The 11,597-nt window shown below is 66.9% G+C and carries 12 protein-coding genes and 1 pseudogene; 11 read left to right on the top strand and 2 right to left on the bottom strand.

All coding sequences use genetic code 11. The annotated features are described in order from the left end of the window. The 5 genes from secA to WD271_08220 all read left to right on the top strand — a co-directional run. Positions 1 to 2,117: preprotein translocase subunit SecA (secA, locus tag WD271_08240; protein ID MEX1007821.1), on the top strand; the 2,117-nt coding region annotated here is incomplete at its 5' end. 27 nt (positions 2,118 to 2,144) lie between these two features. Then, positions 2,145 to 3,242: a peptide chain release factor 2 gene (gene prfB / locus WD271_08235; protein MEX1007820.1), complete on the top strand. Its 1,098-nt coding sequence runs from the start codon at positions 2,145 to 2,147 to the stop codon at positions 3,240 to 3,242. 158 nt (positions 3,243 to 3,400) lie between these two features. Further along, a complete protein-coding gene (ftsE, locus tag WD271_08230; GenBank protein ID MEX1007819.1) occupies positions 3,401 to 4,087 on the top strand; it encodes a cell division ATP-binding protein FtsE in 687 nt (228 codons plus the stop codon). 9 nt (positions 4,088 to 4,096) lie between these two features. Next, on the top strand, positions 4,097 to 4,984 hold the full coding sequence (locus WD271_08225) for a permease-like cell division protein FtsX (protein MEX1007818.1): 888 nt from the start codon (positions 4,097 to 4,099) through the stop codon (positions 4,982 to 4,984). A 92-nt stretch (positions 4,985 to 5,076) separates the two neighbouring features. Beyond that, positions 5,077 to 6,270 (top strand): peptidoglycan DD-metalloendopeptidase family protein, encoded by a 1,194-nt coding sequence (locus tag WD271_08220; protein MEX1007817.1) that lies wholly within the window; start codon positions 5,077 to 5,079, stop codon positions 6,268 to 6,270. A 126-nt stretch (positions 6,271 to 6,396) separates the two neighbouring features. On the opposite strand, the gene WD271_08215 is transcribed toward WD271_08220, so the two are convergent. Then, complete coding sequence (locus tag WD271_08215; GenBank protein ID MEX1007816.1) at positions 6,397 to 6,798, bottom strand: excisionase; 402 nt, start codon at positions 6,796 to 6,798, stop codon at positions 6,397 to 6,399. Between WD271_08215 and WD271_08210 the strand changes: the two are divergent. From WD271_08210 to WD271_08200, 3 genes and pseudogenes are all read left to right on the top strand, one after another. Then, positions 6,724 to 7,140 (top strand): annotated as a pseudogene (locus WD271_08210) (Clp protease N-terminal domain-containing protein). The gene WD271_08215 and the pseudogene WD271_08210 sit on opposite strands and share 75 nt — an antisense overlap. Positions 7,141 to 7,254: 114 nt before the next feature. Then, the gene (locus WD271_08205) at positions 7,255 to 7,650 is read left to right on the top strand and encodes a hypothetical protein (protein MEX1007815.1); all 396 of its coding nucleotides are present in this window, start codon (positions 7,255 to 7,257) and stop codon (positions 7,648 to 7,650) included. Next, positions 7,647 to 9,092 (top strand): amidohydrolase family protein, encoded by a 1,446-nt coding sequence (locus WD271_08200; protein ID MEX1007814.1) that lies wholly within the window; start codon positions 7,647 to 7,649, stop codon positions 9,090 to 9,092. The genes WD271_08205 and WD271_08200 overlap by 4 nt, the downstream gene beginning before the upstream one ends. A 101-nt stretch (positions 9,093 to 9,193) precedes the next feature. On the opposite strand, the gene WD271_08195 is transcribed toward WD271_08200, so the two are convergent. Beyond that, positions 9,194 to 9,829 carry a peroxiredoxin gene (locus WD271_08195; protein ID MEX1007813.1) on the bottom strand — a complete coding sequence of 212 codons (636 nt, stop codon included), beginning with the start codon at positions 9,827 to 9,829 and terminating at the stop codon, positions 9,194 to 9,196. 189 nt (positions 9,830 to 10,018) lie between these two features. On the opposite strand from WD271_08195, the gene WD271_08190 reads away from it, so the two are divergent. The 3 genes from WD271_08190 to WD271_08180 form a co-directional block, all read left to right on the top strand. Then, a complete protein-coding gene (locus WD271_08190) occupies positions 10,019 to 10,441 on the top strand; it encodes a DUF3052 domain-containing protein (protein MEX1007812.1) in 423 nt (140 codons plus the stop codon). A gap of 12 nt (positions 10,442 to 10,453) precedes the next feature. Further along, on the top strand, positions 10,454 to 11,185 hold the full coding sequence (locus WD271_08185) for an SOS response-associated peptidase (protein ID MEX1007811.1): 732 nt from the start codon (positions 10,454 to 10,456) through the stop codon (positions 11,183 to 11,185). A 15-nt stretch (positions 11,186 to 11,200) separates the two neighbouring features. Beyond that, on the top strand, positions 11,201 to 11,597 hold a 397-nt coding region (locus tag WD271_08180), incomplete at its 3' end, for a maleylpyruvate isomerase N-terminal domain-containing protein (GenBank protein MEX1007810.1).

Genomic DNA, 11,597 nt, shown 5'->3' with positions numbered 1-11,597 from the left:
TCGTCGACGAAGCGCGCACGCCGCTCATCATCTCGGGTCGCGCCGACGACGCACAGGAGCTCTACCACCAGTTCGCCGCCATCGTGAAAGACCTCGAGCGCGATCGCGACTACGAGGTCGACGAAGCCAAGAGGACGGTCGTTCCAACGGAAGAGGGCGTCCAGCGTGTCGAGGACGCGCTCGAGGTCGACAATCTCTACGAGCACGTCAACCAGAACTTCGTGCATCAGCTCCAGGCCGCGCTGCGCGCGAAGGAGCTGTTCAAGCCCGACGTCGACTACGTCGTGCAGCAGGGCGAGGTGAAGATCGTCGACGAGTTCACGGGCCGCATCCTCGAAGGCCGTCGCTGGAGCGAGGGGCTCCACCAGGCGGTGGAAGCCAAGGAGCGCGTGAGGATCAAGGAGGAGAACCAGACCCTCGCCACGGTCACCCTCCAGAACTACTTCCGCATGTACGACAAGCTCGCCGGCATGACCGGTACCGCGTCTACGGAGGCCGGCGAGTTCGCCCACACGTACGGGCTCGAGGTCGTCACGATCCCCACCAACCGGCCGATGATCCGCGCCGACGCCGCCGACCTCATCTACAAGAGCGAAGATGCGAAGTTCAACGCCGTCGCCGACGACCTCGCGGAGCGGCACGCGGAAGGCCAGCCCGTGCTGGTCGGTACGATCTCCGTGGAGAAGTCGGAGCTGTTGAGCCGGATCCTCGAGAAGCGCGGGATCCCGCACCAGGTGCTCAACGCCAAGCAGCACGAGCGAGAGGCGCACGTCGTCGCCCAGGCCGGCCGTCCGGCGTCGGTCACCGTCGCCACCAACATGGCGGGCCGCGGCGTCGACATCCTCCTGGGCGGAGAGCCAGACGGGCTTGCCCGCCAGGAGTTGCTCGCGAGCGGCACGACGGTCGAGGAGTCACCGGAACGCTACGAAGAGCTGCTCGAGAAGTTCGCGGTCGAGTGTGCCAACGACGGCGCGAAAGTGCGCGAGCTGGGCGGTCTCTACGTGCTCGGTACCGAGCGGCACGAGAGCCGCCGGATCGACAACCAGCTCCGTGGCCGCTCGGGGCGGCAGGGCGACCTGGGTGAGAGCCGCTTCTATCTCTCGCTCGAAGACGACCTCATGCGCCTCTTCGCGACCGGCGCGATGAACTGGGTCATGGGGAAGGCGTTCCCCGACGACGTCCCCCTGGAAGCCAAGATGGTCACGCGCGCGATCGAACGCGCGCAGCGAACGGTCGAGGATCGAAACTTCGAGATCCGCAAAGACGTGCTCAAGTACGACGAGGTGATGAACGAGCAGCGCAAGGTGATCTACCGGCGTCGCCAGCAGATCCTCGACGGTGGCGAGCTGCGCGACGAAGCGTTCGAGGCGATCGCCGCCACCGTGGAACGCTCCGTGCTCGCCAATTGCCCGAGCGAGTTTCCCGAGGAGTGGGATCTCGAAGAGCTCGATCGCCAGATGCACGTGATCTACCCCACGCGAGTCACCCGTGAGCAGCTCGACGACGTCGTGCATCGCGACGCGCTCGTCGAGCTCCTCGTCGGTGACGCGCTCGACCTCTACGAGACCAAGGAGCAGTCGGTCGGTGCCGACAACCTCCGTGAGATCGAGCGGCGCGTGATGCTGTCGATGATCGACCAGCACTGGCGCGAGCACCTCTACGAGATGGACTACCTCCGTGAGGGCATCAACCTGCGCGCGATGGGCCAGAAGGACCCACTGGCCGAGTGGCAGCGCGAGGGCTTCGACATGTTCGAGGCGATGATGGGTCTGATCCAGGACAACTTCGTCCAGTACGTGTCGCACCTCCAGGTCGCGACGGTGGCCGACGCCCCGCAGGCGCCGTCCACGAAGGCGATGAAGTACAGCTCGGCCGACGACTCCGATCAGGGTGCGGCCGCGCTGCGCGCCACCGCGGCGAGCATGGCGCCCGAGCAGCTCCTGGGCGACTTCGACCCCGACGCCGCCGGAGGGCCGCCGGCGACCAACGGACCGGTCACCGGCGGAATGGCCGAGGAGGTTGTGATGCAGCCCGTGAGGGTCGACAAGGCCCCGGGACGCAACGAGCCCTGCTACTGCGGGAGTGGCAAGAAGTACAAGCTCTGCCACGGTCGCTGAGCGCTCCCCACCGCCACCGCTGTCTCGATGCGCGATTTCTCTTCCGACCTTGCCGAGCTTCGCCGCCGCGTCGAGGCTGCGCACGCGTACCTGAAGGTCGACGCCGCGCGTGCGCGGATCGTCGAGCTCGACGAGCAGGTGAGCCGGCCCGACCTCTGGGACGACCAGGCGCTCGCGCGCAAGGTCACCACTGAGCTCGCGCGTTACCGCGACGATGTCGAGATCGCCGACGGCTTGCACGAGCAGCTCTCCGACCTCGAGACGCTCGCGGAGCTCGCGCGCGAAGAGAGCGACGACTCGTTCGAAGGCGAGGTAGCCGAAGGCGTCGCGTCGCTCGCCGCGCGTCTCGACGAACTCGAGTTGCGCTCGCTGTTCACCGGCGAGCACGACGACCGCGACGCGATCTGCACGGTCAACTCGGGCGCCGGCGGTACCGACGCGCAGGACTGGACCAACATGCTGTTGCGCATGTACCTGCGCTGGGCCGAACGGCGGGGGTTCTCGGTGGAGCTCGACGAGGTTTGGCCCGGGACGGAAGCCGGGCTCAGTTCGGCGACGTTCACGATCAAGGGGCGGTACGCGTACGGCTTGCTTTCGAGCGAGCGCGGTGTGCACCGACTGATTCGTATCTCTCCGTTCGACGCGAACGCGCGGCGGCAAACCGCGTTCGCGTCGTTCGACGCGGTGCCGGCGCTCGACGTTGCCGAAGAGCCCGACATCGATCCCAACGATCTCCGAATCGATACCTATCGTTCATCTGGCGCGGGTGGGCAGCACGTGAACGTCACCGACTCCGCAGTGCGGATCACGCACATTCCCACGGGAGTTGTCGTCGCGGTGCAGAACGAGCGTTCGCAGACGCAGAACAAAGCGCGCGCGATGCAGATCCTCGCGGCACGCCTCGCTGAGCGTCAGCGCCAGGAACGGCGGGCGGAACTCGAAGCGCTCTCGCCCGACAAGCGCGACGTGGCGTTCGGCAGCCAGATCCGCACGTACACACTGCAGCCGTACCAGCTCGTGAAGGACGAGCGCACGCGTTATGAAACCGGCAACGTTCAGGCAGTGCTCGACGGCGAGATCGACGACTTCATCGAGTCGTACCTTCAGTGGCTCCGCGGCCAATGATCGGGGGAGCGAGCGTGAGCGGATCGGGTATCCCGATTCGTAGCGAGCGACCCATGGTGTAGGGGCAAGACCCTAAATTCCCGGATGGCCCTGCTACCCTCGATTTCGCCCGCTCGCCGGATTCCCACACTGGGCCGGTTGTCCGGCTCCACGCCTTCATGATTCTCTTCGAGAACGTCTCCAAGATCTACAAGGGCGAAGTCGCCGCGCTCCGCGACGTGTCCGCTGAGGTCCAAAAAGGCGACTTTCTCTTCTTGGTCGGCCCGTCCGGATCGGGAAAGTCGACGTTTCTGCGCCTCTTGCTCCGCGAAGAAGACGTCACGGTCGGGCGCATCGTCGTCGCCGGGCGCGACATCTCGCGCCTGAGCCACTGGAAGGTGCCGCAGCTTCGGCGCAACATCGGCTGCGTCTTCCAAGACTTCAAGCTGCTCCCCAACAAGACGGTCTACGAGAACGTCGCGTTCGCGATGGAGGTCATCGGCCGTCCACGCCACGTCGTGCGGACCCAGGTGCCGCAGGTGCTCGATCTCGTGGGTCTCGCGAAGAAAGCAGCGCGGTTCCCGTCCGAGTTGTCCGGCGGCGAGCAACAGCGCGTGTCTATCGCTCGCGCGTTCGTGAACCGTCCGCTGATCCTGCTCGCCGACGAGCCCACCGGGAACCTCGACCCGGCCACCACCGTCGGCATCATGCGGATCCTCGATCGCATCAATCGCACCGGCACCACTGTCGTCATGGCCACGCACGACCAACGCATCGTCGACGCGATGCGACGCCGTGTCATCGAGCTCGACCGAGGCAGCCTCGTCCGCGACCAAGCGCGCGGCGTGTACGGCGTCGGGGGCTGACCCGTTCTCATGTGGACCCGAATCGTGTACTTCGCGCGCGAGACGATGGTGTCGCTGCGCCGCAACGTGCTGATGACAATCGCAGGGATCGCGACCGTCGCCGTATCGCTTGCGCTGTTCGGCGGCATCCTGATGCTCTCGAAGTGGGTCGACCACGGCACCGAGCGGATCAAGGGTGGTGTCACCCTCGAGATCTTCATGAAGGTCGACGCGCCCCAAGAACAGATCGACGCGGTCATGGCTGCGCTGAAAGAGGATCCCAACGTCAAGCACGCCCGGTATCTCGACAAGCAGGCGGCGTTCGAGGAGTTCCTGCGGATCTTCCGTCGGAATCCCGACATCACGCGCGACATCACTGCCGCCGACCTCCCTGCATCGTTCCGCGTCGCGCCGAAGAAGGCTGAGCTCACGAAGGTCGTGCGCGACGAGTTCAGCACCCAGCAGGGCGTCGAACAGGTGACCACACCGGGTGAGGCACTGAAGGGTCTGATCGACGTGACGGACACGGTGAGGCTGATCTTCATCGTGCTCTCGCTCGTGCTGCTCGGTTCGTCGTTGTTCCTGATCGTGAACACGATCCGGCTCGCGACCTTCGCGCGAAGGCGCGAGATCGAAGTGATGAAGCTCGTAGGCGCGTCGAATTGGTTCGTGCGCGTCCCGTTCATCGCCGAAGGCATGGTGCAGGGCATCGTCGGTGCCGGGCTCGCCGTGTTCTCCCTCCTCGCGCTGAAGCACTTCGGCTTCGACCAGGCGTTCAGCGATCCGAACAGCTTCTTCGGCGACTTCTTCGTGACCACCGGCGACGCGACCGCCATTGCCTTCATCGTTCTGGGCATCGGCGTGCTCATCGGCATGATCGGCGCCTTCGTGGGCCTGCGGCGGTTCCTCCGGGTCTGAATCCGGGCGTCTGAGACACGCCAAGGGCCTGTCTCAGAACGCAGCTGTGGATTCTGTTGCGCATGTGGCTGGTGTTGCGTAGGATTCGGCCGATGCAGAGACGCCTCCGCTCTGCCGTTCCGTCCCGACTCGCCGTGCTGACTGTGCTGGTGGCGTTCGTCACGGTGCCCAACGCCTGGCGCGCCTCGGCTCAGGTCGACGACCGCCTCGCGGGCAACCGCAAGCAACAGATGGAGACCACGGCGGAGATCGACGCCACCAACGCCGAGCTCACCGAGATCCGCAGCCAGCGTCAGGAGATCGAGCTCTCGGTGAAGCAGATCGCCGGCGAGCTCACGAGTGCCAGCGAACGGCTCGTGCAGGCGCAAGCCGACTCCGACCGTTACGCGGTGGTCTCGCTCATCCTGGGGATCCAGATCGACAAGACCCAGGAGAAGCTCGACGAAGCGAGGGCTGCCACGCGGCAGAGTGCCGTCCTGCTGTACCAGCGCTCCGACAGCAGCGCGATGCTCGACCTCATGGGGAGCGCCGACGGGTCGGGCGACTTCGTCGAGGGCAGCCAGTACCTGAAGCGCATCTCCAACAAGCGCCATGGCGATGCCCGACGCGTGGGCGCGCTCCGCGCCGAGCTTGCTACCCAGGAATCGAAGCTCGATGAGTCGCGCAAGCTCACCGACACGGCGCGCGACGAGGCGGTGGTCGAGCAACGCCGGCTCGACGACCTGTACGGTCAGCGGGAACAGGCGCTCGCGAACGCGCAGAACGCGGAACGGAGCTTCATCGCGAAGCGCGCCGAGCTCGGTGCGATGCAGGCACAGCTCACCTCCGAATTCCAGGCGATCTCCGACGAGATCGCCGCCTCACTCGCCAACCAACCCGACACGCCGTCGTACGGCACCGGCCAGTTCATCTCGCCGGTGGGGAAGGTACCGATCGCCAGTCCCTTCGGGTACCGAACCGACCCGATTACCGGAGAGCAGGCGTTCCACGCGGGCGTCGACTTCGCGGCATCCTGCGGCACGCCCATCAAGGCCGCCGACTCGGGTGTCATCTTCTTCGCCGGTCCCAACGGGGGCTACGGCAACGCCACGATCGTCAATCACGGCGCCGGTCTCGCCACGCTCTACGCCCATCAGTCGGCGATCGCCGTCTCGGTGGTGGGCCAAGTCGTCGAACGCGGCCAGGTGATCGGCTACGTCGGCAGCACCGGCAAGTCCACCGGCTGCCATCTCCACTTCGAAGTCCGCGTGAACGGCACCCCCGTGAACCCGATGGGCTACTTGTAGTCACAGTCCGAGGAGTGCGAGGCGGCGTTCGAGGCCCGCGATCGCGATGTCGGCGCGACGATGTGCTTCCCGCCGAGTGCTCGGGTGACGCCGAGCGACGACGGGTTGTCCTCGAACGCGTCCGGGCTATTTCCGTCCCTCGAGATCGGCGATCCGCGTCTCGAGCTCCTCTACCCGGTCGCGCAGCAGCGCGACCTCGGCTTCGAGCGTGACCTCGCGTCCGACCTTGCGAGTGATACGCGTGGAATTCGCCGCGCGGGCGAGCACCGCTTCGATGGGGACCTCGCGCTGCGGACCGAAGGGCCCGTCGACGAGCCGGGAGGGAATCTGCCCGCTCCGGTACCAGCTGCGCAGCGCCGAGCGGGACACGCCGACGGACGTTTCAGCTTCGGTGAGAGAAACCCACCGCACGTCGAGCAACGAGTCCCAGTCGAGATTCGTCGGGAGGTCGTGATGTTCGAACGCTTCACCGACCGGGCCCGCACCGTCGTCGTCATGGCCCAGGAAGAAGCTCGAGGTCTCGGGCACAACTACATCGGCACGGAGCACATCCTGCTCGGGCTCTTGGCCGAGCGGAACGGTGTCGCTGCCCAGGTCCTCGAAGGCGCCGGCATCTCGCTCGATGCCATTCGTGCCGACGTGGAACGCATCATCGGGCGCGGGGTGGATATCCCCACCGCCAACATTCCCTTCACTCCGCGCGCCAAGAAGCTGCTCGAAAATTCGCTGCGCGAGGCACTGAGACTCGGGCACAACTACATCGGTACCGAGCACATCCTGCTCGGCGTGGTGTCCGAAGGTGAGGGCGTCGCCGCCCAGATCCTCGTCTCCCACGGGCTCGCGCTCGACGAGGCGCGAGCCCGAGTTGTCGACGCGTTGGGCGGAGCGCAGCGAACGATTCCCTTCACGATTCCGCGCCGCCTGTTCGTGGAGCCCGTCGTCGCTGAAGAGCGTCTCACACCGGCGGGCGGGGCGATCCTGGCAATGGCGAGGGAACTCGCGGGTCCCGATCCAGTTGCATCGTCGCACTTCCTCCGCGCGATCGTGACTGTGCCGGACAACGTCGCGGCACGCGCGCTCGCATCGCTGGGCATCACACGCGAGCACGTCGAGGGCGCGGTCGGAGCGACGACGGCGGAAGGCAGCAGCGACGAGACGCCCGACGAGGTCATGGCTCGGAGTGTGCGCATCCGCGCCGAGGACGAACGTGTGGTGATCGAGCTCAGCGATCCCGATCTGGCGCGCTTGCTCACGGGCTTCAAGGACGAGCCCGCGATGTTCGCGGGTGGTCTGGCGCAGCTGCTCCAGCAGGTGAGGTCCAGCCTCGAACGGGCGGCGCGCGAACAGGAAGATGCCGGCGGCGCGAGCATGGGGGAGTGACCGACCGCAACGACGACCAGCTCCCGGTCGAGCTCGGGCCGGTCTCCAACGGCGAGTACGTGCCGCCGCCGCAATCGCCGGCCCTGCGCGAAGCTGAGCGTCGCGCCCGCGACCTGATCGATCGGCAATCGCGTCGGCGCGGGATGTCGAGGCGCGACTTTCTCCGCACCAGCATGGCAACCGCCGCGGTCTTCATCGTGCTCGACGCGTGCACGAGCGAAGAGCACCAAGCGCGCACGGGGCGTAAGCCCGGCGGCACGCTGGCGCTCCCCGAGGAGACTGCCGTCGACCCCGACGCGGCCCGCAACGCGCTCGGCGGCGACGAGTTCGTCTTCGACCTCCAGACGCATTTCCTCGAGTACGACCTCTCGACGCCAACCGGAAACTTCGGCAGCAGCTTCCCGCAAGCGTCGTGCGGGGAAGCCGACGCACGCGCGTGCTTCTCGATCGACCACTATCTCGAACAGGTCTTCCTGCGCTCCGACACCAACTATGCAGTCGTGAGCGCAATCCCCGCGTCCGACAACAACGGTCCGTTGTCGACCGCGCACATGGACGACGCGCGGCGCATCGCCGACCAGCTCTGTGGCGACGGCCGCATCCTGATGCACGGTCAGGCGCTCCCCGCGCTCGGCAACCTCGACGCGCGCCTCGACGCGATGAACGCGCTGATGGATGAATATCCGATCGCCGCATGGAAGGTGTACACGCACGCGCCGTCACCGTGGTTCCTCGACGACCACGACCCGCGCGTGCCGCAGGTCGGGAACGCGTTCCTCGACCGGATTCGCGCAACCGGCGTGAAGATCGTGTCGGTTCACAAGGGCTTCGGCGGTGGCAGCCCCTACGCGGCGCCGGTCGACATCGGGCCCGCGGCGTCGGCGCACCCCGACATCCGCTTCGTCGTGTACCACAGCGGCTACGAGGCGACGACCACGGAAGGTCCGTACCACGAAGACGGTCGAGGCGTCGACCGCCTCGTCCGCACGCTGCAGGATGCCGGCGTCGCGTCGGGCGCGAACGTGTACGCGGAGATCGGTTCTACGTGGTTCAACGTCATGCGGGATCCCGACCAGGCCGCGCACACACTCGGCAAGCTGCTGGTCGCGGTCGGTCCCGACAACCTCGTGTGGGGCACCGATTCGATCTGGTACGGCTCACCCCAGGCGCAGATCGAGGCGTTCCGTGCGTTCGAGATCACCCGGGAGTACCAGGAGCAGTTCGGGTACCCGGCGCTGACAGCCGAGCTCAAACGCAAGATCCTCGGCGTGAACGGGGCGACGCTCTACGGGGTGCAGCCGAACACCGCGCGCTGCGACTTCACCCCCGACGAGCTCGAGCAGGCACGTGCCGCGCTCCCGGCGCGGCCGGCCTCGTACGGGCCGCGAACCGCCGGCGCGGTGTATGCACACATGGCCGACCACGGTTGGGTCGGGTTCTGACCTGTTTTTCGCTCTCGGCGCTTTCGCGCCGGGCCGCTCGGGCCACGGCTCGCTGCTCGGCGGGATACCCGCTTCGCGGACGCTCGCCTCTGGATGACGCGCTACTTGTTCGGCTGGGGCGTGATGCGCAGGTATGGCTTCAGGGCCTTCCAGCCCTTCGGGAACTTGTCCTTGGCCTCTTCGTCGGTGACGGCGGGGACGATGATGCAGTCGTCGCCTTCGGTCCAGTTCACCGGCGTCGCGACCTGGTACTTCGCGGTGAGCTGCAGCGAGTCGATCACCCGCAGGAGTTCGTCGACGTTGCGACCGGTGCTCGCCGGGTAAGTGATCATCAGCTTGACCTTTTTGTCGGGCCCGATGATGAACACCGAACGCACGGTGAGCGTGTCGTTCGCGTTGGGGTGGATCATGTCGTAGAGATCGGCGACCTTGCGATCGGGGTCGGCGATGAGCGGGTAGTTGAGCGCGGCGCCCTGCGTCTCCTCGATGTCCTTCGCCCAGCTCTGGTGTGAGTCGAGGGGGTCGACGCTCACGCCGATCAGTTTCACGCCACGTTGGTCGAACTCGCCTTTGCGCTTGGCCAGCGCGCCGAGCTCGGTGGTGCACACGGGGGTGAAGTCTTTCGGGTGCGAGAACAACATGCCCCAGCCGTCCCCGAGGTACTCGTGCAGGTCAACACTGCCCTCGGTGGTCTCGGCGGTGAAATTCGGCGCTTCGTCGCCCAGTCGGATCGGCATTCTGGGGCCTCCTTGATGGCGTTCGTGTGTGGCTCGCAGGCTACCCAGCGACGTCGGAAAATGCGAGTGAAAGAGTCGGGAAAGCCACCGGCAGACCGTGCGACGTCGAACCGCGCCGGTTGACAGCCCCCGTCCGGGCGCGGTGAAGTGACGCCACGGACCGGGGGAAATGGGGAGCGGGCGGGCGTAGTGACGACCACGAGCGGTTACTCGGGCACGCCGTTGGCGCGGAAGCTCGGGATCAAAGACGGCGGTCGCCTTGCGGTGCTGTCCGCGCCCGCGGGGTTCGATCGCACGCTCGGACGCATTCCCGACGGCGTGCAAGTCCGACGCCAGGCGCGCGGACGCGTCGATGTCATCGTGTTCTTCGTGACGCGCCGCGCCGAACTTGCGCGCCGCTTTCCCGCGATGGCGCGCGCGCTCGAGCCTGACGGCGGTCTATGGGTCGCGTGGCCGAAGAAGACCTCGGGGGTTGCAACCGATCTCGTCTTCGAAGTCGTGCAGCACGTCGGGCTCGACGCCGGCCTCGTCGACAACAAGGTGTGCGCGATCGACGAGAAGTGGTCGGGACTCCGATTCGTCTACCGGATGACCGACCGACCGAAGCGCTAGGAGCGAGTGAGCATGTGCGGACGGTTCGTGCAGGCATCGTCGCCCGAGCTCCTCGCCGAACGCTTCGGCGTGAGCGAGAACGACATCGAGGTCGGACGAGAACCCGATTACAACGTCACCCCCCGGGCCTGGGTGCCCGCGGTGCGGGAGCGCCGACGCGACGATCCGCCCACCCGGGTCCTCACGCCGCTCCGCTGGGGGCTCGTGCCCTCGTGGGCAAAGAGTCCGGCCATCGGTGACAAGCAGATCAACGCCCGGGCCGAATCGGTCGCGGAGCGGCCGGCATACAAGCGAGCATTCCGGAAGCGGCGCTGCATCGTCCCTGCCGACGCGTTCTACGAGTGGAAGGCGGCAACGGAAGCGCCGTCCTCCGGCCGTCGACCGCCGAAGGTGCCGTACGCGGTGCGTCGCCGCGACGGTGAACCGATCGCGTTCGCGGGGTTGTGGGAGATCTGGCGCGATCCGGCCGTCGCCGGCGACGACGATCCCGACGCGTGGCTCCGCACGTGTGTGATCGTTACGACGCGCGCCAACGAGTTGCTCGCGCCGATCCACGACCGGATGCCGGTCGTGCTCGCCGAGGACGCGTGGGACACCTGGCTCGACCCGAAGAACGAAGATGTCGCGACCCTCGAACGCCTCCTCGTGCCCGCACCCGACGAATGGTTCGAGGCATACGAGGTGAGCACACGCGTGAACAAGCCCGAGAACAACGACGCCGACCTGCTCCAGCCGGTCGCGTAGGGTCGCGGACGGGTTATGGATCCGGACGAGTACATCGAGGCGATCACGCGGGAGTCGGCTGCGCTCGCCGACGCGGCGGAGCGCGCCGGTTTCGACGCGCCGGTGCCGTCGTGCCCAGGCTGGACCGTCGCCGACCTCGTCGCGCACATCGGCGAGATCCAACGATGGGCACGCATCACCGTGGAGCAGCGCGCCACGGAACGGATCTCGCGACGCACACTGCCCTCCGCGCCGCCTGCGCCGGAGCTGCTGGCGTGGTTCCGCGAGCAGACCCCCGCGCTGGTTGCCACGCTCGCTGCCACCGATTCCGCCACACCGGTCTGGTCCTGGACCGACGACAACACCGCGCGCTTCTGGTTCCGGCGCCAGGCCAACGAGGTCGCGGTGCACCGCTGGGACGCCGAGTTGGGGG

This window comes from Acidimicrobiia bacterium, from assembly GCA_040880805.1.
In the GTDB taxonomy this organism is placed as follows: Bacteria; Actinomycetota; Acidimicrobiia; order IMCC26256; family DASPTH01; genus DASPTH01.
The sequence above is the reverse complement of the archived record's forward strand: the minus strand, read 5'-3'. Positions and strand labels throughout refer to the sequence as shown.